Genomic DNA, 23,241 nt, shown 5'->3' with positions numbered 1-23,241 from the left:
TTAATGTTCAGCGATGGCAAATGCCATGGCAGTACCATCGTCATCAGTTAAAGAAATATGGATATGTTTGATGCCTAAGTTTTGCGCTGTCAGTTGTGCATTTCTATGCAGCTTTATTTCAGGTTTGCCGCTTTTAAGGTATATAACTTCAATGTCTCTCATCGCAAAACCAATAAACCCTGTGCCCAGTGCTTTGGATACGGCTTCTTTGGCAGCAAAAAACATAGCTAACCTTCGATGTGTACCGCGTTGTTGTGCCAAATGGTATTCGGCATCTGTAAATACGCGCTGAATAAAACGCATGTCAAACCGCATTACAGATTGCTCTATGCGTTTGATTTGCACAATATCCGTGCCGATGCCTACAATGCTCATGGGCAACAGCTTAATCGACGTGTTTTTTTTTGGAAGCACCTATAGACGATATGCGTGCTTGTGCTTACAGTTGTTGGTCTGCTTGGGAGGTCTGATGACAGCAAAAACATATGATATAGTGATTGTTGGTGCAGGTGTGATTGGATCTGTGCTAGCCTTAAGTTTAGCAAAAGAAGGTTATACTATTGCGCTATTGGATGCACAAGATCCATCATTGGAGCCCACTAACCCTGAGCGCGTGATTGCTTTATCGGAAGGTTCTAAACGTTACCTTTCTAGTCTTGGTGTTTGGGATGATATAGCAGCGGGTGGTGCGGGTTTGATTCAACATATTGCTGTTCGTGAGCCACAAAATATTGGTGCTGTGGATATGTCGCATCAAGAGCTGGATAGTGATGCGTTGGGTTATGTGTTGGAAATTCGACATGTGCTTGCCCCAACTCAGCAGGCTTTTACTGACCACATCAAAAGCATGTATGGTGTGCAGTGTTTGGGTTTTAGACAAGATGAGGCAGGTATTTGTTTGCAGGTTCAAGATGGTGGTAAACAACTAGAGATTCAAGCCCGTTTATTGATAGGTGCTGATGGTACCCATAGTTTTATTCGCAGTTTTGCGGGCATTCAAACTTATGGTTGGGATCATAATCGTTTGGGTATTGTGGCATCTATTGCGTGTGAACATGGGCACAACAATACGGCTTATGAATGTTTTAAAGAAGAAGGCCCTTTGGCGCTGCTTCCTTTGGCTGATGATAGGTTTTCTCTGGTGTGGTCGGTTGCACCCAAAACAGCAGTGGAGTTGTTAAACCTGAACGATGAAAGTTTTTTGCATATATTACACAACGAGGTGGGTGATGAAATTATGGGGAAACTTGGTCGTTTCACATCGATGGGCAAACGCGCCTCATTCCCACTGGAACTGAGGGTTGCAAAATCCTTTGCGCAGGGGCGTGTATTGTTGGCAGGTAATGCTGCGCACACCATTCATCCGATTGCAGGACAGGGTATGAATTTGGGGTTAAGGGATGTGGCGGTGTTGGCAGATGTTTTACAGCAAACATGGGCAAAAGAAGATTTAAATAAACCGTTGATTGGACAAACCTATGCTGAACGTAGGCGGTTAGATACTTTGGCAGTTGCAGGGTTTACAGAGGGTGTGTTGGAAACATTTGCATCATCATTTTTGCCCAAACGCTGGTTGCGTGGGAGAGGTTTACAAATGATGCAATCTACCCCTGTACTCAAACAGTTTTTGTTAAAACAGGCAGCAGGCATAGCTCAGCTTGAAGGGTTGAAATCATGAAACAGAAAAATGTTTTGCAAGGTGAATATGTTGACCTCGTGATTGTGGGGGGCGGTATGGTGGGTTTGATGCTTGCTGCAGCATTGCGTCATACAGGTTTGCATATTGTGGTGATTGAGCGGGCAGTGTATCAACCCATGATGTCTATGGGTTTGGATTGTCGGGTATCCGCTATTGTGCAGGCTAATGTAAATATCTTAAAAAGTGTGGGTGTTTGGCAGTATTTACAAGACAAAGCAGGGCTGATGACATCTATGCGTATTTGGGATGGGCAAGAGCAGGGTGGTATTCGTTATGAAGCGGCTGAAATCAGTGAAGATAAGCTTGGTATATTGGTAGAAAATGCCACTTTGATTCAAGCTTTACAGGATACGCTCAAAGAAAGTGAAAGTGTTGAGCTTCTTTGTCCTGAATCGGTGGCTTCTGTGTTTTGGAAACGTGATGGGGTGGAGGTTGTCTTAGAGAGCGGACAGGTATTCAATACACCTTTGATTGTGGGTGCAGATGGTGGTCGTTCGTGGTTGCGTGGGCAAGTTGATATTGATGTGTTTAGTCGTGATTATGCGCAAAAAGGCATTGTCGCAACAGTGAAACCACGTTTCTCACATCAAAATACAGCCACGCAACGTTTTTTAGAGACAGGGCCTTTGGCATTGTTACCCATGAAAGATGATATGTGCTCTATTGTATGGAGTGCATCCAACGCACGTGCAGATGAATTATTGGCACTATCCGACAGCGATTTTTTACAAGAACTTAATTTGGAAGTAGGTGGTGTATTTGGTGGTATTGCTGATGTTGGCCAACGGGCTGCGTTTCCACTTCAGGCGCAGTTGGCACGACATATGGTTCGCCCACGGTTGGCTTTGATTGGTGATGCGGCCCATAGTATTCATCCACTGGCAGGTTTGGGTGTTAACCTTGGCTTGCGCGATGCTATGGTATTGGCGCAAGAAATTGTTGATGCACGCAAATTTGCGGAAGACTGGGGTGATATGGATGTGCTCTCGCGCTACATGAAGCAGCGTATGCCTGATGTATTGATGACCATGGCAAGCATGGAAGCTTTACATCGAACATTTCAAGTGCAAATGCCTGCTTGGATAAAGTTGCGCGGTTTAGGCATGAAGGTTTTGGGTAATGCAGGTGTCGTTAAGCAGCTTTTAATGAAAAATTCGACAGGTATAAACATGCCCGTACCGCATACTATAGAATAACGTATTTTAGGCTTTAACCAACTTAATGCTGCCGTTTTCGATTAGCTCTTGAAGCTGACCCAAGAGAGCTTTTTCGTGGGCATCAATAATACCATCTTCATCAGCAAGCATCATAATTTGCTCGCGTTCTTCAGGTGTTATTTTTTCATCAGCAATAGCAGCTTTAATCATGGTGTTAAGTTTGGCTGCAGAAGGGCTTAATTTGTGCATTTTTTGCTCCTAACGGGTTTTAAATTTGTAGTCAGAACCCATGAAAAGATACAAGCAAATACGATGCCATTATTCGTGGTTTTGTCAGTTGTAAGTGTAATCGGTTTTGGATGTTTGTCTGAATACTTGACCAAAAGAGTTGTAAATACATAATGCGCGCTCATTTCTTGCCCTGCTTTATTGTGATAAGTAGAGCTGTGGAGGCTTGATGCAATCGCAAAAAGATAAATTTAGCCTTACACTTCAAGGTCTTGCAAAATCTGGTCGGCAATGGGATGAGGTTGTGCCACTGGCATTGTTGGCAGATGTGAGTTTTGGTGATTTGAATGTTGAATCGCCGCTGTTCAGCGATATGCAGTGGAAAGGTAGCTTGGAGCCAGTTGCTGGTCAGTTTGTTTTGACTGGTTGTTGGCAGATGCATGTGCCAAGGCGTTGCGGGCGTTGTAATGTTGAGTTTGCATCACTGATGAAGGCTGATGTACATGTGGTATATGAGCTTGGACAAAAGCATAAAGACTTGGCTGCTGAAGAAGAGTTAAGCCCGGAAGATTGCGAACAAGAGTTGTTACCTTCGCCAGGTGAGTTGAACATGCTGGATGTATTGCGTGAACAATTTTGGTTGGCATGGCGACCTATGGTTGTTTGTTCGCAGGATTGTAAGGGTTTGTGTTTGCAATGTGGTGTTGATTTGAACCGTGACACGTGTGACTGTCATGGTCAGGTGAAAGAAAACCCGTTTGCAGCACTGAAAGATTTTAAGTTTGATGCTTGATTGCGTTTTCCCTGTTAGGGTGCGCAAATAAGCTAAAAAAATGCGCGAAAGCGTGATGAATTTCGTAGTGATACGAAGGAGTATAAAATGGCTGTACCAAAGAGAAAAACAAGTGCTTCAAAACGTAATATGCGTCGTGCGCACGATACCATTAAACTTTCAGGCATGAGCGAATGTACAGAGTGCGGTGAAATGCACCGTCAGCATTATGCTTGTCAAAGTTGTGGTCATTATAAAGGCCGTGAGGTTGTGGCAACAGCTGAAGCTTAATGCCTACAGCAAAGAAAACTTCAACACAGGCTGCTTCTAAGCAAGCATTGGTGCCTGTGGAACAAAAAATAGCACGCATTCTTTTGGATGGACATGGTGGTGATGGTGCCCCTGATGTTGTTCTTGATGCGTTGAAAGATACGATAACTTCGTCTTCATTGAAGGCGAAGTTTGGCGTATGTGGCTTGCCAGAAGTGATGGAGCCTGCTTTGAAGGCGCGTGGTCTTGATGGGTTGGTGGATATTATCCCTGCCACAGAAGTGATTACCATGGAAGATTCACCTGCAGTTGCCGTGCGGCGTAAAAAACAATCTTCGATTCATGTGGCAGCAAGAGCTGTGCGTGATGGTGATTGGGATGCCATGGTCAGTGCGGGTAATACTGGTGCTTTGATGGCGATTTCTAAATTAATCTTAAAAACACTGCCAGGCATTGATAGACCAGCCTTGGCATCGATGATTCCTGCCAGTGATGGCGGTACATTCTTTCTTGATATTGGTGCAAACATCGATTGTTCGTCAGAACATTTGGTGCAACTTGCGGTGATGGGCAGTTGTTATTTACAAGCTGCTGAAGGTGTTGAAAACCCAAGGGTTGGGCTGCTTAATGTAGGCACAGAAGATGGCAAAGGTACGGATGTAGTAAAAGTTGCAGGTGGCCGCTTAAAAACTTCAAGTTTGAACTTTATTGGTAATGTTGAAGGCACGGATTTGTTTTCAGACCGTGTGGACGTGGTGGTTTGTGATGGTTTTGTGGGTAATGTTGCCTTAAAAACCATGGAAGGTGTTGCGAATTTAATGCTCAACACCATTAAAAAGGAACTAACATCTAGTCTATTGTCAAAAGTTGGTGCTTTATTATCGCGAAAAGCTTTAAAACGCGTCAAAAATGCCTTGCATCCCAGTGAACATAATGGTGCCCCTTTACTTGGTTTGAATGGTATTGTGGTGAAAAGTCATGGTGGTACGGACGTGCGTGGTTATGTTTGCGCCATTGAAGTTGCGATTCGTGAAGTGGATGCCAATTTGATTGAACGTACGATAGATACGATGAACGTGATGGCTGAGGCTTCTACATGAAACATACACATATCATTGGTGTGGGTGGTTATTTACCTGAAAATGTCATGAGTAATGATGACTTGGCAAAAGTTGTAGATACATCCGATGCATGGATTCGTGAGCGCACAGGTATTACTCAGCGCCATATTATTGCCAAAGATGAATATACATCGGATTTGGCAACACGTGCAGGGGCGCAAGCTTTGGAAGATGCTGGTATCAGTATAGATGATATTGATGCGATTGTGGTGGCAACAACAACGCCCGATATGATTTTCCCATCAACGGCTAGCATGGTGCAACATAAACTTGGTGGCAAAGGTTTTCCTGCTTGGGATATTCAGGCGGTATGTTCTGGTTTTGTATATGGCTTGGCACAAGTAGACGCTATGATGCGTGGTGGTATGTTTAAACGTGTATTGCTGATTGGTGCAGAATCGATGAGCCGAATTTTAGACTGGCAGGATAGAAACACCTGTGTGTTGTTTGGTGATGGTGCGGGTGCTGTTGTTTTAGAAGCCAGAGATGAAGACGGTGGTATTGTAGGCTCCGTCTTGCATTGTGATGGCTCCTATCGAGACTTGTTGCTTGCGAAACATGCACATCCAGGTGCCAGCCCGCATAATAACCGTCTAGATTTAAATACGGATGCAGCAGGCGTTGCCGCTGTAGAAATGAAAGGCAATGAAGTGTTTCGTTTTGCCGTCACCAAGCTTGGTGAAGTGGTGAAAGAAGTGCTTGAGAAATATGATATTCAGCAGAATGAGCTGGATTGGTTGGTGCCGCATCAAGCCAATATTCGTATTTTAAATGCCACGGCTAAAAAATTAAACATGAGTACAGATCAAGTAGCGCTGACAGTGGCTAAACATGCCAATACATCGGCAGCCTCTGTGCCTTTGGCATTGAATGATATTTACCGCGCTGGCAAAGTGAAAAAAGGACAGTTGTTACTGCTTGAAGCATTTGCTGGTGGTTTTGCATGGGGTGCCAACCTCGTCCGCTGGTCTAAATAAGTTCATATCACAGCTTATTTGTCCGCGAGCAGCGTCAAATATGCTCACTTACAATAGTAAGCTGCGCTTCTTTTCCTTGCTAGCGAACAAAACACTGTAATCTGAATCTTATTTAATATGTAACAGTTTGAAATTAAATAGTTTAGGAGTTTGTTTTGAGTTCTAACGTAGTATTTTTCTTTCCGGGGCAAGGTTCCCAATCTAAAGGTATGCTGGCAGATTTGATTGCTGTTGAAGCCGTGGTTGCAGATACATTTGCACAAGCATCTGATGTTTTGGCTTATGATATGGTCGCATTGGTGACCGAGGATGCTGATGGCAAACTTGATCAAACCGAATATACCCAACCTGCATTATTAACCGCTTCAACAGCGCTTCATCGTTTATGGACCGCACGCGGTGGCGCAAACCCTGCACAAGTGGCAGGACATAGCTTGGGTGAGTATTCGGCATTGGTTGCAGCAGGTGCATTAGACTTTTCGGATGCTGTACAATTGGTTGCATTTCGTGGTCAGGCAATGAGCAAAGCAGTGCCTGCTGGCGTGGGCAAAATGGCTGCGATTATCGGGCTTGATGATGATAAAGTGGTTGCGCTTTGTGAACAAGTTTCAGAAGATGATTCTAAAGTTTGGGCTGCTAACTTTAATTGTCCTGGGCAATTGGTGGTGGCAGGACATGCCGCAGCAACAGAGCGTTTGATGGATGCTGCCAAAGAGGCAGGTGCGAAACGTGCACTTCCATTGGCTGTTTCAGCACCTTCACATACACCACTTATGCAAGATGCAGCCGATGCCATGGCTGAAAAATTATCAGGTATTACGATTGATACACCAACATGCCCAGTTTGGAGCAATGCGCGAGCCACAACCTTAACTTCAGCCGCAGATATTCGTGATGCATTGGTTGAACAGTTGGTTTCACCAGTACGTTGGACGGAAATAGTTCAACAATTGAGTGGCCAAGGTGTAAACCAAGCCATTGAAATGGGTCCGGGTAAAGTGTTGGCTGGTTTGGTGCGCCGTATTGATAAAAATATTAGTGTAGCTTCGGTACAAACAAGCGATTTAATGAATAAGGTGTTGGGAGCGTAATGATGAGTCATAAGAAAGTTGCAATCGTAACAGGCGCAAGCCGCGGTATTGGTTTTGCCATTGCTGAAGGTTTTGCTAAAGCAGGATATAATTTGGCCATTTGTGCGACCCGCGAAGCTACAGTGAATGCATCTGCGGATAAATTAAAAGCTTTGGGTGTAGAAGTTTTGCCCGTGGTGGTGGATGTAACCGACGGCACTGCCGTCAAAACTTTTGTTCAAGATACCGTTAAACATTTTGGGCGTTTGGATGTGTTGGTAAACAATGCAGGTATCACCAAAGATGGTCTTGCCATGCGCATGAAAGCAGAAGATTGGCAGGCTGTGATTGATACCAATTTAACTTCGGTGTTCCATGCTTCACAAGCCGTGCTTAAACCCATGATGAAAGCGCGCAGTGGACGTATTATCAATATATCATCCGTGGTAGCATCTATGGGTAACCCTGGTCAATTAAATTATTGTGCTTCTAAAGGTGGCATTGATGCCATGACCCGTTCACTGGCGTATGAAGTGGGCTCGCGTGGTATTACAGTGAATGCGATTGCACCCGGTTTTATTGCCACAGCCATGACCGATGAATTGGGTGATGATGCGAAGAAATCATTGGAAACACGTATTCCGCTGGGTCGTTTGGGTTCGCCCGAAGATATTGCTGCTATGGCGTTGTTTTTGGCGGGTGACGGTGCGGCTTATATCACAGGTCAGGTATTACATGTGAATGGCGGCATGTATATGTAATGGATTGGGTTAAAAATTTTTAACTATTGATTGCTTGTCAAAAGGCTGTGAGAACTTTAAACTAGCGTTATGCGTGTTTTTGTTCTGACAGCCTTTTTTGCTTTGCAACTATCTGTGTTTACATGTGGATTTGATATTCATGTGCATACGATGGTGGGCGATGATATTGCTCAGGTTGCCCAATCCCAAGGCGGGGATGCAACACAACACCAGAACAATGATGTTGACCATGCATGCCATATTCACACCTCGCATACATTGTTAGATTTTGCTTCAGTGACAACCCATGAAGTGCCACTGTTTGCTTTTGTGGTTGAACATCTTTGGGCAGAGCCCAACCTGAAAAAACTTCAGTTCTCTATCGATTACCCTCCTAAAACTACAGTATAGTTGTTATCACTTGCAGCCCACGGCTGTTAAGTTTTAATAACTTTTCCCCAAATCTAAAATAAATTAATTACACAGGGGGAAACTGTGAAAATTCGTTATATAACGATAGGTATGCTTATGAGCATATTACCGTGGGCTGCACATGCAACCACGCTAGAAGAAGCCATGGCTATGGCAAAAAGTAAACATCCTGAACTTCAGATGTCGGTATTGGATAATGATGCAGCGCGCGCGCAATTAAGTTCACAAAGTTCGTATGCTTATAATCCTGAAATATCATTGGAATACCAAGATAGAAAACTTAATGGTGGTGGAAATAGCGCTGATTATTATATAGGGCTTTCACAAGGTATTGAATTGGGTGGGAAACGTGGTTACCGTGAAGATGCTGCCCAGTTTGCTTTGCAACAAAGTACTTATCAGACCGATATTTTACGGCAGCAGTTAAGTATTAATGCAGCGCGTGCTTTTGTGACACTTTATTTTGCAAAACAAACACTGGATATTCGTGTACAACAGGCTGCATCACTTAAAGCATTAAGCGCAGGTGTAAAGCGACAGCTGGATGTAGGGGATGCCAATGTTTTGGATGCCAATTTGGCGCAGTCTGCTTATGTGACGGCATTAAGTGCAGTCACAGCGGCACGTCAAAGGTATGCGCTTGTTCAAGCACGTTATCAGAATTCGGTAGGTCAGAACTTGGCTGAAAATATTGCGTTTACCTTGCCCCAATTGCAGGCAGACTGGAAAATGCCCGAAAATCCTTTGTTTGTTGCCAAGTCATTTCGAGCTGAATTGGCAGCGCTTAAGGCTAAAGTGAAACAATCACAAGCTGAATCAGAGCTTGCAGATGCCAATCGCTTTTCGGACCCTACAATTAGTTTGATGAAAGGTAGGGAAGCGGGTGAGGACTTGGTGAAGTTGGGTGTGAGTTTTGCTTTGCCTTTTACCAATACGCGCAAAGGAACATATCAAGCTTCGCTAGCAAAAGCTATGCGCAATCAAGGCGAATTGGATTGGTTTGAGCGGAAACTCGTGCTTGAGGTTGATGCGGCAGTGATGAATCACGGTTATGCCATGCAAGCTTTAAAACAAAGCCACCTAATGGATCAAGAAATGGGTGGTAGTAACAGTATAAAACTTGCCAAAGCTGCATTTGATGCAGGCGAATTAAGCCTTGAAGACCTAGTGATTCATATCAATCAGGCATTAGAGGCGCGTTTAACCACATTAAATATCGTAAAACAGGGCTGGTTTGCCCGTATTCGTCTAGCAGAAGTGCTTGGGCGACCAGAATATATTCTCCAAGGAATTCAAAAATGAAGAAAATTATAATTATCATCAGTACAATGGTATTGCTCATGAATATACCTGTGCTTGCTGAAGAAGCTGGGCATGCACATGAAGAAAAAGCAGGTCAACATGCTGAAGCAGGACATGGTGGCGGGCATGAAGAAGAAGGTGAACCCATTAAACTTAGCCCTGAACAAATCAAACAAGCAGGCATTCAAACATTGATTGTTCAACATCAAACTGAAAAACGGGTGGTCACAGCACCGGGAAGCGTATCACAGAATGGTTATCATTTGGCAGAAGTAACTGCATTGGTGGATGCTGTGGTAGATGCACGCCATGTACGTTTGGGTGATAAAGTGAAAAAAGGAAAAAAACTTGTGACGCTTACCAGCTCTGCTTTGGCACAAAGCCAAGCTGATTTTTTAAGAGCAGAAGCATCTTTTCGCACCAGTAAACTGGATTTGCAACGTTTAGAAGGGCTGGTTAAAGAAAAAATTGTCTCTCAAGCACGTTTCCAACAAGCACAAAGCAGTTATCAAGCTGCGCGTGCCAACTTGGCAGCAGCCAAAGCATCATTGTCTTCTTATGGTATGCGCAATAGAGATATTGATGCATTGATGACAACCAAGCGGTATGGCAAACTTGTATTGCGTGCACCCAGTGCTGGTACTGTCACTGCGGATACATTTCATTTGGGGCAACATATCGCAGCAGGTACACGTTTGATGCAGATAGTGGATGAGTCTTCAGTTTGGGTTGAAGTAAAATTGCCCCAATCACAAATTGCAGGTATTCAAGCTGGTGAAGATGCTTTGGTAACGACTAAAAACAACAAAACAAGTTACCCAGCTAAAGTGATTAATGTATATCATCAACTGGATACGACGACACGAACGGTTGGTGTTCGATTAGAGGTACAAAATCCAGAAGATAAGTTGCACCCCGGTATGTTTGTGACGGCTGAAATTCAATCGGGGCGTGGTGATGCTGAGGTATTGTTATTACCAGAGCAGGCAGTACAACGCCAAGGTAGTGAGTTGATTGTCTTTGTTGAAGAAGAACCTGGTCATTTTGAACGCCGAGAAGTGGAAGTGGGCAAAACCAGTATGGGTTTTATACCCATCACCAAAGGTATTGCCGAGGGTGAGAATGTAGTGATTAAAGGTGCATTTGTACTTGCTTCAGAGCTAGCGAAATCTGGCTTTGCAGTACACAACCATTGAGGTTAACCTATGTTTCCTAAAATTATAGATGCGGCAACGCATAATCGTTTTTTAATCCTTTTATTGCTCATTGGTTCTATGGCGTACGCTATCTTTGTGGTGCCCAAGCTTAACCTTGATGCATTTCCTGATGTGACCAATGTGCAGGTACAAATCAATACAGAAGCACAAGGTTTGGCCTCTGAAGAAGTGGAGCAGTTGATTACGTATCCTATTGAGGCGGTGATGTATGCCTTGCCTGATGTGGAAGAAGTACGTTCCATTTCCAAAACAGGTTTGTCGGTGATTACTGTTTCTTTTAAAGAAGGCACGGATATTTATTTTGCCCGCCAATTGGTCTTCCAAAAGTTACAAGATGCCAGTCAAACTGTGCCATCTTGGGCAGGTACACCCAAAATTGGTCCCAATACATCAGGGCTTGGTCAGGTATTTCAATACATTATCAAATCATCTCCTGATACCAATTATGATGCTTTAACATTAAGGGCATTGAATGATTGGGTGGTGAAATTGATGTTAATGCCTGTGGAAGGTGTGACTGAGATTTTATCTTATGGTGGTGAAGTGCGCCAATATCAGGTGCAGGTTAATCCTGATAAATTGCTTTCTTATGGTTTGCATATGAAGGATGTGGTGACAGCGATTGAAGCCAATAACCGCAATGCAGGTGGTTGGTATTTACCCCAAGGTGATGAACAACTTGTGATTCGTGGTGTGGGCTGGGTGCCCGGTGGTGAAGATGGTTTAAAAGCCATTGCCATGATGCCGATTAAAACGGTGGATGGTGTTTCCATTCGTGTGGCTGACGTGGCAAAAGTGGCGTTTGGTGGTCAAATTCGTCAAGGTGTGGTCACCATGACAGAGCGGCTTGATGATGGAAGCATCAAACAGCTTGGCGAAGTGGTGGTGGGCATTGTGATGAAACGTTTTGGTGCCAACACCAAAAACACCATTGATGATGTAAAATCACGCCTTGAAATTGTACAAAAGTCTATGCCTGAGGGTGTAACGATTCAGCCATTTTATGACCAGTCAGACTTGATTGATAAAGCGGTTTGGACGGTAGAGAAAGCACTGTTGGAAGCATTTGTTTTGATTATTATCATCCTACTCTTGTTTTTGATGAATATAAGAGCTGCCTTTTTGGTGTTGTTGTCCGTGCCAATTTCGATTTTATCGGCTTTGGCAGTGATGGAGCATTATGGTATTTCGGCAAACTTGATGAGTTTGGGTGGATTAGCCATTGCCATTGGTATGATGGTGGATGGCTCGGTGGTGATGGTGGAAAACATCTTTAAACACTTGGAAAAGGTGAAAGATGGTGACCATGGTATTGCCTTGCGTATTGCAGAAGCTTCCAAAGAAGTTGCTCGCCCTGTGTTATTTGCGGTGTTGATTATTATGCTGGTGTTTACCCCCTTGTTTTCACTTGAAGGCGTGGAAGGTAAGATGTTTACACCCATGGCATTGTCGATTTGTTTTGCCATGTTTGCCTCATTGCTGGTGGCGTTATTTGTCATGCCAGTATTGGCAACTTATATGTTTACCAAAGGTGTTGTGCACAAAGAAAGCCCTGTACTTGCACCGATTGCGCGTGTTTATCACAAAGTTTTAGCGCGGGCTCTGGCAAAACGAAAAGTTGTGGTGGGTGGTGCAGCAGTTGCATTTGTACTGACGCTTTCAACACTACCATTTCTTGGTACAGAATTTGTTCCAGAGCTTGAAGAAGGCACGCTTGCCATTCGTGTGACACTTGCGCCTTCTTCATCGTTGCTCTTTGCCAAGGCTACAGGTGAAAAACTAGAGAAAGTGTTGATTGAGAACTTTCCCGAGGTGACTTATGTTTCAGCGCGGACGGGGCGAGCAGAAATTGGTGGCGACCCTGAACCCGTGTCGAATGTGGAATTGTTTGTCGGCTTAAAACCTGTGTCAGAGTGGACAAGTGCATCCAATCGTAAAGCATTACAAAACTTGATGCGTGAAAAAATGGAGGTGGTACCTGGTCTTTTGATTTCGTTTACGCAACCGATTGCGATGCGTGTGGATGAGTTGCTATCGGGTGTAAAAGCTGCACTTGCCATCAAACTTTTCGGACCTGACCTTAAAGTGTTGGCTGAAAAAGGGAAAGAAATCGAAAAACTAACCAAAAGTGTGCAAGGCACGCGTGATGTGGAAATGGAACAAATTGCGGGTGAAGCGCAATTGGTGATTCGCCCTGATCGCAGTAAATTGGATAGTTATGGTATTCCTGTGGATGATGTGATGACGCTGGTTGCCGATGCCATTGGCGGTTCTTCTGCGGGTCAGGTGATTTCTGGCAATGAACGTTATGATATTTATGTGCGTTTGGCTAAAAACTATCGCAATAATGCAGAAGTGATTGGTGCATTGATTTTGCAAACTGCATCGGGTGCATGGGTGCGCCTTGAGGACGTGGCAAGCATTGGTGTGGAACAAGGCCCGCCGATGATTAAACGTGATGACGTGCAACGCCGTATTGTGATTCAAAGCAATGTGGAAGGTCGAGATATGGGCAGTATTGTGGCTGAGCTTGATCAGCGTATTCAAGCTGAAATTGAATTGCCTACAGGTTATTCGGTGGTGTTTGGTGGGCAATTTGAAAATCAAAAACGGGCGCAAGCCAAGTTGATGGTGGTAGTGCCACTTTCATTGTTGATGATTTTCTTGCTGCTATATTTCATGTTCCATTCAGCGGGCCAAGCCACATTGATTATGTTGAATGTGCCGATGGCATTGATTGGTGGGATTTTAGCATTACTGGTATCGGGTCAATATTTATCCGTGCCGTCCAGTATTGGTTTTATTGCACTCTTTGGTGTGGCTGTGCTCAATGGCGTGGTATTGGTGGATGCGATTAACCGACATTTGGGTGATAGTGTTGATGTGGATGAGGCGATTCGTCATGGTTCTGAAAGCAGACTGCGGCCTGTATTGATGACTGCCTTGATTGCAGGGCTTGGGCTTGTGCCATTATTGCTGGCAACTGGCATTGGCTCTGAAATCCAAAAACCACTGGCAACTGTTGTGGTTGGTGGTTTGGTTTCCTCTACATTTTTAACCTTATTTGTGTTACCTTGTTTGTATGCATATTTTAGTAAAGGAACGGTAAGTGACGCACGAAGGACATAATCATGTAAACGATAGCCATGAAGGACACCACCATGGTTTGGGTGCTGCGCTGTGGTTAACAGCAGCATTTATGTTGGTCGAACTGGTGGGTGGGTATATTTCAAACTCATTGGCTTTGATGGCGGATGCAGGACATATGGCATCCGATGTGATGGCACTTGGCTTGGCAATGGTTGCGCAGCGTATTGCTGCGCGACCTGCGCATGCAGGCATGACCTATGGTTATGGGCGCGTTAAGGTGCTTGCAGCACAAGTCAATGGTTTAACATTATGGTTTTTGAGTGGTTGGATTGTTTGGGAAGCTATAGGGCGCTTGGCCAATCCTCCTGAGGTGCAGGGAACTATGGTGTTGGTGATTGCTACTGTAGGTTTGTTTATCAACCTTATTATTATGCGTTGGTTGCATGGTAGTCATGATTTAAATACACGTGCTGCATACTGGCATGTGCTTGGTGATGCTTTGGGTTCAGTGGCTGCTATGGTTTCAGGGGCTGTGATTTTGTTAACAGGTTGGATGCCTATTGATCCAATATTATCCTTTTTTGTGGCTGCGGTGCTTGTTTGGGGAGGTTGGCGTTTGGTTCGTGAGACGACCTTGGAGCTGATGGAAGCCTTGCCAAAAGGGGTGGATATCAACCTTGTTCAACAGAAATTGTTGCAAGTGAAAGGGGTGGTTGGTGTGCATCATATGCATGTTTGGAAGCTACCCAATGCCAAACTTGCGGCCTCAGCACATATACAGGTGGAAGTGATGGAAGACTGGCCACAAACACTTTTGCTTTTGCAGGGGGTGTTGGCAGCCTACCATGTTGAACATGTTACGCTGCAAGCTGAGTTGGTCTGTTGCTCTGAAAGCATAGAAGGAAATTGTCGATAATGTTCGTTTATAGCTTATATTGGTTTGGAAGCGGTCTATAGATAGAGTAATATTTTTCTTGTCCTTATGGGCACTATCGGTAAGGTGGATTTTTTGTTAAGTCAAAGCTATTTATAGCTTTGAAGCTGGTTCACAAAAAGTGAGAAATAAAAAGTATGATTTAGGAACTTGCCAAAAGTGAAAGCTCACGTTAGAAGGCGGTTCTAATTTCAACTGGGAGGACAAACATGTCTGCAGAAATTGAAGCAAAGATTATTAAAATTGTAGCTGATCAACTGAATGTTGATGAAAGTGAAATCAACTCTGATTCATCTTTTGTTGATGACTTGGGCGCTGATTCTTTGGATACAGTAGAGCTAGTTATGGCATTCGAAGAAGAATTTGGCGTAGAAATTCCTGATGATGATGCTGAAGGTATTCAAAGCGTACAAAACGCTATTGATTATATCGCTGCAAAGGCTGACTAATTGTGAGTAAACGCGTTGTTGTCACGGGTGTAGGTCTTGTAACCCCACTTGGTACTGGAACTGATCAATCATGGAATAACCTTATTGCGGGTAAGTCGGGTATTGGTCGTATTACGCATTTTGATGCGGAAGCGGCGGGTATGGCTTTTTCCATAGCAGGTGAAGTGAATGACTTTGATGTCAACGCGTTTATCAACAAAAAAGATGCACGTAAAATGGATAGGTTTATTCATTTTGGTGTAGCAGCAGCAGATATAGCACTCAAACAATCAGGGCTAGAAATCACAGACGAAAACGCAAAACGCGTTGGTGTGGTGATTGGTTCTGGTATTGGTGGTATGCCTGCGATTGAAAAAACCATGCGTGCTTATGAAAAAGGTGGAGCCAGGAAGATTTCACCATTTTTTATTCCCATGACCATTATTAATATGGTTTCAGGTTGGGTATCCATGCTAACGGGTGCAAAAGGACCGAATACTGCAACAGTTACAGCATGTGCCACGGGTACACATGCTATTGGTGATGCATTTGAAATCATCGCTAGAGGTGATGCAGATGCCATGATTGCAGGTGGTGCGGAAGCTTGTGTTTGTGAGCTTGCCGTGGGTGGTTTTTCAGCAGCAAGAGCATTGTCCACACGTAACGATGATCCCCAAACAGCATCTCGTCCTTGGGATAAAGACCGTGATGGTTTTGTGATGGGTGAAGGTGCTGGTGTTTTGGTGCTTGAATCTTTGGAATCTGCACAAAAACGTGGCGCTGAAATCTTGGCTGAAGTGGTGGGTTATGGTATGTCAGGAGATGCTTATCATATGACATCGCCTGCACCAGAAGGCGAAGGTGGTGGTCGTTGTATGCAAGCTGCTTTGGATGGGGCAAAAATCAATCCTGAAGAAGTGGATTATATCAATGCACATGGTACATCAACCCCAATGGGGGATTTGTGTGAAACCCAAGGTATTAAAAATACATTTGGTGAGCATGCGAATAAATTGATGATTTCATCTTCAAAATCAATGACAGGGCATTTACTGGGTGCAGCAGGTGGTATTGAAGCAGCGTTCTCCGTGTTGGCTGTTCATCATGGTATTGTGCCACCAACGATTAACTTGGAAAATCCAAGTGAAGGTTGTGACTTGGACTATGTACCCAATACAGCACGTGAAGTGAATATTGATGTGGCTATTTCAAACTCATTTGGGTTTGGTGGCACCAACGCATCGGTTATTGTCCGAAAATTCAAATAATAGCAAAACAACAACTTTATACACGAACAATTACAGCAAGAGCATGCAGTGCTTTTGCTTTTTATGCTGCGCATCAACATCTTTGCAAAGCATTGTTAGAAGACCCTAAAGGTTCTGGGAAGCAGTTTATTGTTTCCCAAGCTGGGCAAACAAATACCCTTAAAAACAAACAACAACGCGATATATTTTTTAATACATGGCGTAAAGAAATTACAAGCTCACGTATCAACTTTCCAAGTTTACAATTTATTTTTTACTTGGCTTATGAAGCAGGTTTGTTGTTTGAAGACTTACCACAGCCCAAACATGAAAATGACAGCACACTGATTTGGTGGCACCAACCTGAATGGTCGTTGTGTTTTGATGATGAAACCAAACATATCTATATGTCATCCACGGTGTCTGAAGATGTGTTGGATATGTTGGAAGATTTATTGCAAGACACCATGCAGAACGCAACCTATCCGATGAAGATGGGGGCGGTTGATGAAACAAGGTTTGATTATCAACAAGCTGTGAATGCTGTAAAAATATATATTCAGGCGGGTGATATTTTCCAAGCCAATATTGCGCGCTTTTGGTCTTCGCCATTGTCTAAAAATAATTTATTCGCTCTGTACAGTAAACTTCGTGAAGTGAATCCCGCGCCTTTTGCCTGTTTTGTTGAAACAGATGAGGTCTCACTTATTTCAGCATCACCAGAGCGGCTTTTTTCTATCAGTGCAGATGGAGAAGTGTCGGCAAGGCCCATTGCAGGCACACGCAAACGCAGTGAAGGTGAGGCAGATGATGCTTTGCAACATGAGTTGCTTTTATCGGAGAAAGAACGCGCTGAACATATTATGCTGGTTGACTTAGAACGTAATGATTTGGGTCGCGTGTGTGAAGCGGGCAGTATTCATGTGGATGAATGTATGGTGATTGAAAAATATGCCACGGTGCAACATATTGTATCGAATGTACGCGGGAAATTGGCGCAAGGTTTTGATTTGTTGGATGTGCTTGCTGCCAAGTTTCCTGGTGGCACCATTACGGGATGCCCCAAAGTACGTTGTATGGAAATCATCCATGAATTAGAGCCACAGCCACGCGGTCCTTATACAGGCGGTGTGGGTTATATGGCATGGGATGGCAGTGTAGATATGAATATTCTCATTCGTACTTTTTGGCATCAAGATGAAACGCTACATTGGGCGGCTGGCGCAGGTATTGTTGCTGATTCTGTACCCGAACACGAACAAGTAGAAACCGAACACAAAGTGGCGGGTTTATTGCGAGCTTTTAATGATTAAACAAGTTGTAGTGACCGATGCTTGGTATGAACACGATGGTAAGTTGTTACTTAACCCAGCCCTTCAAGCTTATGAGCATCATTTGTTGAAGATGAAGCAGTCATGGGCAAAAAACATGGTGGTCACCCCATTATCTTGGTATGCCCAACAAGGCAAACAACCAGTGGCGGCTTTGTTAGCTGCTATTGCGCAAGGTCTACCTGCAGGTGCTAAGCAATATTGGGTCGCTTCGCCATTTCATGCGCGGCTAACACGAACCTCATTGCGGGTGATGCCTGAAGCCATGTTGGATTGGTCAGCGCAAGAAGGACAGCAAGTATGTGCTGCTGTGAACCCATTATTGGCAGAAGATGGGCTTGAGCTTTTTATGGTGGGTGATGTGCTTATGTTGGCAGCGCAAGATGTTTGGCAAGTGGATATGCCAGACTTTGCGCAGGTTTCGGGGCAAAGTTTGCCCAATCAACATCAGGGCAGTAAAGATGTAGGGCGTTGGTTGCGTATCATCACTGAAATACAAATGAGCTTGCATCAACATCAAGTGTTTAGCAAAGAAGGCATGCAAATTCATGGCTTGTGGTTTTGGGGGCAGTCAGAGACAGTTGCTGATATGCATGATTTAACATTGCCGCATGTTGCAACACGGAATATATATTTGAACACAGTGCTAAAAGCATTGGATAAACAGCAACATGCTTCAGTAATCGTGAGTGAGGCTGAGTTTTTACCATACTTGTTGCCTACACAATTACCCAATGATTGGTTGTTGCTTGGGGCAGGGCAGGCAGTAACCTTGCGTAGTCATGGCTTGACGGCAGCATTGGCAAAAGTAAAAAAACCAACTTGGAAAGGGATGTGAGTGGTTATGCAGTATTCAGCAGCAAAAGGTTTTAAAGCCGAAGCAGAAAAAAAGGTCGGTGTATTGTTGGTGAATCTTGGTACACCTGATGCACCAACGCCAGCGGCACTGCGTAGTTATTTAAAACAGTTTCTTGGTGACCCTAGGGTTGTCGAAGCCAATCGTTTGATTTGGTGGTTTGCACTCAATGTTATCATTCTTAATATTCGCCCCAAGAAATCAGCCCATGCTTATCAAACGGTGTGGACAGATGAAGGCTCACCCTTGATGGTGATTAGCGAGCAGCAACAAAAAGCTTTGCAAGCCAAGTTTACAGGTGATGAAGTGGTGATTGAGCTTGCGATGACTTATGGTAATCCAGCCATTGCGCAAGGCTTGAATAACTTGCGTGAGCAAGGATGTAATCGTTTATTGATTCTACCGCTTTATCCCCAATATTCAGGCAGCACCACGGCTGCAGTGACCGACCAAGTGTTTGATGTGCTTGGGTCATGGCGCAGAGTGCCCGATGTGCGTGTGTTGTCGGCATACCACGATGAGCCTGCTTATATTGATGCCCTAGCTCATTCAGTGCGTGAGCATTGGGGTAAACATGGTAAAGCCGAAAAATTGATGATGTCTTTTCATGGCATTCCAAAACGTTACGTGAATAATGGCGACCCATATCAGTTGCACTGCGAAAAAACCTCAAAACTTTTGGCTGATGCATTGGCTTTAAAAGATGATGAATGGATGCTTACTTTCCAGTCTATCTTCGGGCGTGAAGAATGGCTTCAGCCTTACACTGCAAGCCAACTTAAAACATGGGGTGCAGTAGGCATCAAAGATGTGGATGTGATTTGTCCGGGTTTTGCAGCGGATTGTTTGGAAACCTTAGAAGAAATCACGGTGGAAAATAAAGGCTACTTTATTGAAGCAGGCGGCAAGGACTTGCGTTATATCGCTGCGCTGAATGATAGGGATGACCATATTACTGCACTTGAAGGTCTAATAAAACGCGAATGTGTTGGTTGGTTATAAACCTTTTAGCAAACGAACACGGAAGGTTTTACCTTTAAGTTTGCCCGCGCCCATTTTTTGTTGGGCAATATTCACAACGCTGCTTTCCACAGCGACATAAGACCAGTTGTCACCAATATTAATTTTACCCACTTGTTTGCCAGCAATGCCACCTTCGCTGGTGAGTGCACCTAAAATATCGCCTGCGCGTAGCTTTTGTTTTTTGCCGCCGCCGATTTGTAGGGTCTGATAAGTTGCAGGTTTTGGTTTTTGCGCCAATACCGATTCAGGTGGTAAAGGCTCTGCTTTGATATCTTGCTTTAATACATCTGCAAATAAGGCGATTTGATGCCCTTCGTTAGGTGTGAACAGGCTGCAAGCTGTTCCCTTGCTGCCAGCGCGCCCTGTGCGCCCGATACGGTGGATGTGTGACTCAGGGTCATGCGCCAAATGGTAGTTGACCACCAAATCAAGGTTATCAATGTCTAAACCACGCGCAGCGACATCGGTTGCCACCAATACACTGATACTTTTATTGGCAAACTGAATCAATGTTTGGTCGCGGTCGCGTTGTTCCAAATCACCCGTTAAATCCAAGGCGCTAAAGCCATCTGCTACCAGTGTGTCGGTGACATCCTGTGCGTCACGTTTGGTGTTGCAAAAAACAACCGCAGATTCGGGAGCATAGGTTAAGAGTATGCGTTTGAGTGCATCCAAGCGTTGCCCATCATTTTGTAATTCAAAAAAGTGTTGGCTTATGGTGCTGCTATCGTGGATGGATTCCACTTTAATCACTTTAGGCTCGCGCATCATTTTCTTGGCAATGGTTTTTACCTTGCCTGAATAGGTTGCGCTGAATAATAAGGTTTGCTTTTGAGAAGGCGTTTGTTGATTGATATCGGCAATGGCTTGTTGGAAACCCATATCTAACATTCTATCTGCTTCATCGAGAACCAATGTGTTCACGTTACCCAGTTGTAGTGTTTCGCGCTTGAGGTGGTCTTGAATGCGCCCTGGTGTGCCCACGATGATATGTGCGCCAAATACTAAAGAAGATACTTGGCCTCGAACAGGCACACCGCCACACAAGGTTAACACTTTGATATTACCTAATGCACGCGCCAAGACACGAATTTCTTTGGCGACTTGGTCTGCCAGTTCACGGGTTGGGCAAAGGACTAAGGTTTGTGTGGTTAAAACTTTGCCTGCAAGTTTATGCTCATCCAAGTGTTGTAGGGCAGCTAACGCAAATGCGACAGTTTTACCCGAACCTGTTTCCGCCTGTGCAATCACATCTTGTTTACCCAACATAATCGGCAGGCTTTTTTCTTGGATAGCAGTCATTTCCGTGTACCCCAAGGATTCGATGCTGCTTAGGAGTTCAGGTTTTAGGTTTAATGATGCGAATGAAGCTGATTTCAATGGATGTCCTGTGTTGAAGGTTTATTTTTCTTTCCAAACAAATTTGGGTTTTCCCAAGCTTAAATTTTTACGCGGCTCATCTTGTTTAGGCTGGGTTTTAATACACTTTTTAACTTGAGGTTTGGGTTTGGTCTTTTCTTTGGCTTCTGATTCAACGCGGTACTTGTTTTGCAGACCTTGTAGGAAATTACGTAAAACTTGGTCTTTGCATTGGCGCGATTGTCTATGCTCAGGGGCGCGGAAGAATGCACTTAATTCATGTTTACTGATACGTAAACCCGCATCCTCAAGCAAGGCAAGGATGTCATCATCTTTAAGGTTAAAAGCGATACGTAACTTTTTGAAAATAAGATTGTTGTTAAGCTTGTTTTCGGGGTTGGGCTGAATGCCTTCGCGTTTGCCTCGCTTTTCATTAATCAAACCATTTAAGAATGTTGCCATGGTTCTATCCATACATTCTTCATAACCTGCAGCATCTTCTTTTTTTAACCAAGCACTAATTTGTTGGCGAGATACAGCACGATTTGCCGAGGCAAATATGGCAATCATTTCATTGTCGCTTAAATTAAGGGTATAACGCAAGCGGCGTAAAATATCATTGTTTAACATGGTTGTTGCTGCTTAATCAAAATACCTACTTGAGAAGTTCGTTAAAACGGTCAAACAAATAATCTGCATCTTGTGGACCAGGGCTAGCTTCAGGGTGATATTGCACTGAGAAGATAGCTTTGTTTTTAACTTTGAGACCTTCCACAGTGTTATCAAACAATGAGCGATGGGTGATTTCAACATGAGCAGGTACATCATCATCTGCAACGGCAAAACCATGGTTTTGACTTGTGATTTCAACTTTGCCTGTGGTTAAATCTTTCACAGGGTGATTGCCACCACGATGTCCAAATTTAAGTTTGAAAGTTTTAAGTCCTAAGGCTTGAGATAATAATTGATGACCCATGCAGATACCAAAAATAGGGGTGTCATGTTCAATCAGTGTTTTGATAGTTTCTACAGCATAACCCACAGCTGCTGGGTCACCAGGCCCATTGGATAAAAAGATACCATCAGGGTTCATGTCCAATACTTCTTGTGCAGATGTGTTGGCAGGGACTACGGTTACTTTAATGCCGCGGTCAGTTAATTTTCTGAAAATATTATTTTTGCAGCCAAAATCATAAGCCACCACATGTTTGCTAGAAGTAGGGCTTGTGAACACTGCATTATCAAGGTTATAAGTACCTTGACGCCATGTATCGCTTGATTTACGGCTGACTTGACCAACCAAGTCTTTGCCTTCAAGTCCTTCCCAAGCTTTGGCTTGTTTTACAGCTTCTTCTTCGCTCATACCATCGGAAGCAATCACACCTGTTTGCGCACCGTTGTCGCGGAGATGGCGCGTTAAGGCGCGGGTATCAATATCTGCAATGCCTACAATGTTAGCTGCTTGCAAATAAGCTTCTAAGCTTTGTTCTGCGCGGTAGTTTGATGTTATGCGAGCTGGTGCGCGAACAATCAAACCACGCACTGAAATTTTATCGGATTCCTCATCCACTTCATTCACACCGACATTGCCGATGTGTGGGTAGGTGAATGTGATGATTTGTTCGGTATAAGATGGGTCAGTTAATATTTCTTGGTAGCCAGTCATCGACGTATTAAAACATACTTCTCCGACTGTGTTTCCTGTAGAGCCAAAGGCTATACCATGAAAAATACGACCATCTGCCAGCGCTAAAAATGCAGGAGTTGGCGTGGTTGCAGTATGACTCATGAGGCACCTCTTAAAATGGGAGTGGTAAAGAACGGCGCAACTCTATGGTTTTGATTCTAGACTGTCGATTATTGTTTTTTACTTTGCCGTAAATGTTTCGTGTAGATTAAAATATAGGCTTATAGTGATTATAATTTAGGCACACAAAGAGGTGTTTATGCTTTAATTTGTGTGTTTTACTTCGTTTTTGCAGATGGCA

The 23,241-nt window shown here is 44.0% G+C and carries 23 protein-coding genes; 18 read left to right on the top strand and 5 right to left on the bottom strand.

Annotation, left to right across the window (positions count from 1 at the left end; translation table 11 throughout):
* Complete coding sequence (gene acpS, locus DM09_RS08860; protein ID WP_038250055.1) at positions 1-375, bottom strand: holo-ACP synthase; 375 nt, start codon at positions 373-375, stop codon at positions 1-3.
* A gap of 94 nt (positions 376-469) precedes the next feature.
* Between acpS and DM09_RS08855 the strand changes: the two genes are divergently transcribed.
* Both DM09_RS08855 and DM09_RS08850 read left to right on the top strand, forming a co-directional pair.
* A complete protein-coding gene (locus DM09_RS08855) occupies positions 470-1,678 on the top strand; it encodes an FAD-dependent oxidoreductase (protein ID WP_038250053.1) in 1,209 nt (402 codons plus the stop codon).
* Positions 1,675-2,895, top strand: coding sequence for a UbiH/UbiF/VisC/COQ6 family ubiquinone biosynthesis hydroxylase (locus DM09_RS08850; protein WP_051938344.1), 1,221 nt, complete (start codon positions 1,675-1,677; stop codon positions 2,893-2,895). Before DM09_RS08855 ends, DM09_RS08850 begins: the two co-directional genes overlap by 4 nt.
* A 6-nt stretch (positions 2,896-2,901) precedes the next feature.
* Here the strand turns inward: DM09_RS08850 and DM09_RS08845 are convergent, their stop codons facing one another.
* Positions 2,902-3,105 (bottom strand): hypothetical protein, encoded by a 204-nt coding sequence (locus DM09_RS08845; protein ID WP_038250050.1) that lies wholly within the window; start codon positions 3,103-3,105, stop codon positions 2,902-2,904.
* 208 nt (positions 3,106-3,313) lie between these two features.
* Between DM09_RS08845 and DM09_RS08840 the strand changes: the two genes are divergently transcribed.
* The 16 genes from DM09_RS08840 to hemH all read left to right on the top strand — a co-directional run bounded on the left by DM09_RS08840 (position 3,314) and on the right by hemH (position 19,873).
* Positions 3,314-3,877 carry a YceD family protein gene (locus tag DM09_RS08840; RefSeq protein ID WP_038250048.1) on the top strand — a complete coding sequence of 188 codons (564 nt, stop codon included), beginning with the start codon at positions 3,314-3,316 and terminating at the stop codon, positions 3,875-3,877.
* An 87-nt stretch (positions 3,878-3,964) separates the two neighbouring features.
* Positions 3,965-4,147, top strand: a complete 183-nt coding sequence (rpmF, locus tag DM09_RS08835) for a 50S ribosomal protein L32 (RefSeq protein WP_038250046.1) — start codon at positions 3,965-3,967, stop codon at positions 4,145-4,147.
* Positions 4,147-5,226 carry a phosphate acyltransferase PlsX gene (gene plsX, locus DM09_RS08830; RefSeq protein WP_081881175.1) on the top strand — a complete coding sequence of 360 codons (1,080 nt, stop codon included), beginning with the start codon at positions 4,147-4,149 and terminating at the stop codon, positions 5,224-5,226. The genes rpmF and plsX overlap by 1 nt, the downstream gene beginning before the upstream one ends.
* Positions 5,223-6,224 (top strand): beta-ketoacyl-ACP synthase III, encoded by a 1,002-nt coding sequence (locus DM09_RS08825; protein WP_038250043.1) that lies wholly within the window; start codon positions 5,223-5,225, stop codon positions 6,222-6,224. The genes plsX and DM09_RS08825 overlap by 4 nt, the downstream gene beginning before the upstream one ends.
* Positions 6,225-6,379: 155 nt before the next feature.
* Positions 6,380-7,315, top strand: a complete 936-nt coding sequence (gene fabD / locus DM09_RS08820; RefSeq protein ID WP_038250041.1) for an ACP S-malonyltransferase — start codon at positions 6,380-6,382, stop codon at positions 7,313-7,315.
* Between the two features lie 2 nt (positions 7,316-7,317).
* A complete protein-coding gene (gene fabG / locus DM09_RS08815; protein ID WP_038250272.1) occupies positions 7,318-8,055 on the top strand; it encodes a 3-oxoacyl-ACP reductase FabG in 738 nt (245 codons plus the stop codon).
* Positions 8,056-8,124: 69 nt separating this feature from the next.
* Positions 8,125-8,445 carry a hypothetical protein gene (locus DM09_RS08810; protein ID WP_038250040.1) on the top strand — a complete coding sequence of 107 codons (321 nt, stop codon included), beginning with the start codon at positions 8,125-8,127 and terminating at the stop codon, positions 8,443-8,445.
* A 117-nt stretch (positions 8,446-8,562) separates the two neighbouring features.
* Positions 8,563-9,768, top strand: a complete 1,206-nt coding sequence (locus tag DM09_RS08805) for a TolC family protein (RefSeq protein ID WP_232507796.1) — start codon at positions 8,563-8,565, stop codon at positions 9,766-9,768.
* Positions 9,765-10,964 (top strand): efflux RND transporter periplasmic adaptor subunit, encoded by a 1,200-nt coding sequence (locus DM09_RS08800; protein ID WP_051938343.1) that lies wholly within the window; start codon positions 9,765-9,767, stop codon positions 10,962-10,964. The genes DM09_RS08805 and DM09_RS08800 overlap by 4 nt, the downstream gene beginning before the upstream one ends.
* Before the next feature lie 9 nt (positions 10,965-10,973).
* Positions 10,974-14,114, top strand: a complete 3,141-nt coding sequence (locus DM09_RS08795) for an efflux RND transporter permease subunit (RefSeq protein ID WP_038250038.1) — start codon at positions 10,974-10,976, stop codon at positions 14,112-14,114.
* A complete protein-coding gene (locus DM09_RS08790) occupies positions 14,095-14,991 on the top strand; it encodes a cation diffusion facilitator family transporter (protein WP_038250036.1) in 897 nt (298 codons plus the stop codon). The genes DM09_RS08795 and DM09_RS08790 overlap by 20 nt, the downstream gene beginning before the upstream one ends.
* Positions 14,992-15,218: 227 nt before the next feature.
* Positions 15,219-15,458, top strand: a complete 240-nt coding sequence (gene acpP / locus DM09_RS08785) for an acyl carrier protein (protein WP_038250033.1) — start codon at positions 15,219-15,221, stop codon at positions 15,456-15,458.
* Between the two features lie 2 nt (positions 15,459-15,460).
* Entirely contained in the window at positions 15,461-16,705 is a 1,245-nt protein-coding gene (gene fabF, locus DM09_RS08780; protein ID WP_038250031.1) for a beta-ketoacyl-ACP synthase II, read from the top strand.
* A 92-nt stretch (positions 16,706-16,797) separates the two neighbouring features.
* Positions 16,798-17,997 carry an anthranilate synthase component I family protein gene (locus DM09_RS08775; protein WP_232507795.1) on the top strand — a complete coding sequence of 400 codons (1,200 nt, stop codon included), beginning with the start codon at positions 16,798-16,800 and terminating at the stop codon, positions 17,995-17,997.
* Entirely contained in the window at positions 17,990-18,853 is an 864-nt protein-coding gene (locus tag DM09_RS08770) for a hypothetical protein (protein ID WP_038250025.1), read from the top strand. The genes DM09_RS08775 and DM09_RS08770 overlap by 8 nt, the downstream gene beginning before the upstream one ends.
* Positions 18,854-18,859: 6 nt before the next feature.
* Positions 18,860-19,873: a ferrochelatase gene (gene hemH / locus DM09_RS08765; protein WP_038250263.1), complete on the top strand. Its 1,014-nt coding sequence runs from the start codon at positions 18,860-18,862 to the stop codon at positions 19,871-19,873.
* On the opposite strand, the gene dbpA is transcribed toward hemH, so the two are convergent.
* From dbpA to carA, 3 genes are read right to left on the bottom strand one after another with little or no spacing between them, the layout of a single operon-like run.
* A complete protein-coding gene (dbpA, locus tag DM09_RS08760; RefSeq protein ID WP_038250021.1) occupies positions 19,868-21,274 on the bottom strand; it encodes an ATP-dependent RNA helicase DbpA in 1,407 nt (468 codons plus the stop codon). The genes hemH and dbpA overlap by 6 nt on opposite strands.
* Positions 21,275-21,295: 21 nt before the next feature.
* Positions 21,296-21,883, bottom strand: coding sequence for a YehS family protein (locus DM09_RS08755; RefSeq protein WP_081881174.1), 588 nt, complete (start codon positions 21,881-21,883; stop codon positions 21,296-21,298).
* 25 nt (positions 21,884-21,908) lie between these two features.
* Entirely contained in the window at positions 21,909-23,042 is a 1,134-nt protein-coding gene (gene carA, locus DM09_RS08750) for a glutamine-hydrolyzing carbamoyl-phosphate synthase small subunit (protein ID WP_038250018.1), read from the bottom strand.
* Positions 23,043-23,241 lie beyond the last annotated feature (199 nt).

It is taken from the genome of Ghiorsea bivora (assembly GCF_000744415.1).
GTDB lineage: Bacteria > Pseudomonadota > Zetaproteobacteria > Mariprofundales > Mariprofundaceae > Ghiorsea > Ghiorsea bivora.
Note: the sequence above shows the minus strand (reverse complement) of the source record. Positions and strands in the feature narration are given on the sequence as shown.

Excerpts from the sequence above, each read along its gene's own strand:
- acpS (WP_038250055.1), bottom strand. The coding sequence starts at position 375 with ATGAGCATTGTAGGCATCGGCACGGATATTGTGCAAATCAAACGCATA.
- DM09_RS08855 (WP_038250053.1), top strand. The coding sequence starts at position 470 with ATGACAGCAAAAACATATGATATAGTGATTGTTGGTGCAGGTGTGATT.
- DM09_RS08850 (WP_051938344.1), top strand. The coding sequence starts at position 1,675 with ATGAAACAGAAAAATGTTTTGCAAGGTGAATATGTTGACCTCGTGATT.
- DM09_RS08845 (WP_038250050.1), bottom strand. The coding sequence starts at position 3,105 with ATGCACAAATTAAGCCCTTCTGCAGCCAAACTTAACACCATGATTAAA.
- DM09_RS08840 (WP_038250048.1), top strand. The coding sequence starts at position 3,314 with ATGCAATCGCAAAAAGATAAATTTAGCCTTACACTTCAAGGTCTTGCA.
- rpmF (WP_038250046.1), top strand. The coding sequence starts at position 3,965 with ATGGCTGTACCAAAGAGAAAAACAAGTGCTTCAAAACGTAATATGCGT.
- plsX (WP_081881175.1), top strand. The coding sequence starts at position 4,147 with ATGCCTACAGCAAAGAAAACTTCAACACAGGCTGCTTCTAAGCAAGCA.
- DM09_RS08825 (WP_038250043.1), top strand. The coding sequence starts at position 5,223 with ATGAAACATACACATATCATTGGTGTGGGTGGTTATTTACCTGAAAAT.
- fabG (WP_038250272.1), top strand. The coding sequence starts at position 7,318 with ATGAGTCATAAGAAAGTTGCAATCGTAACAGGCGCAAGCCGCGGTATT.
- DM09_RS08810 (WP_038250040.1), top strand. The coding sequence starts at position 8,125 with ATGCGTGTTTTTGTTCTGACAGCCTTTTTTGCTTTGCAACTATCTGTG.
- DM09_RS08805 (WP_232507796.1), top strand. The coding sequence starts at position 8,563 with ATGAGCATATTACCGTGGGCTGCACATGCAACCACGCTAGAAGAAGCC.
- DM09_RS08800 (WP_051938343.1), top strand. The coding sequence starts at position 9,765 with ATGAAGAAAATTATAATTATCATCAGTACAATGGTATTGCTCATGAAT.
- DM09_RS08795 (WP_038250038.1), top strand. The coding sequence starts at position 10,974 with ATGTTTCCTAAAATTATAGATGCGGCAACGCATAATCGTTTTTTAATC.
- acpP (WP_038250033.1), top strand. The coding sequence starts at position 15,219 with ATGTCTGCAGAAATTGAAGCAAAGATTATTAAAATTGTAGCTGATCAA.
- DM09_RS08770 (WP_038250025.1), top strand. The coding sequence starts at position 17,990 with ATGATTAAACAAGTTGTAGTGACCGATGCTTGGTATGAACACGATGGT.
- hemH (WP_038250263.1), top strand. The coding sequence starts at position 18,860 with ATGCAGTATTCAGCAGCAAAAGGTTTTAAAGCCGAAGCAGAAAAAAAG.
- DM09_RS08755 (WP_081881174.1), bottom strand. The coding sequence starts at position 21,883 with ATGTTAAACAATGATATTTTACGCCGCTTGCGTTATACCCTTAATTTA.
- carA (WP_038250018.1), bottom strand. The coding sequence starts at position 23,042 with ATGAGTCATACTGCAACCACGCCAACTCCTGCATTTTTAGCGCTGGCA.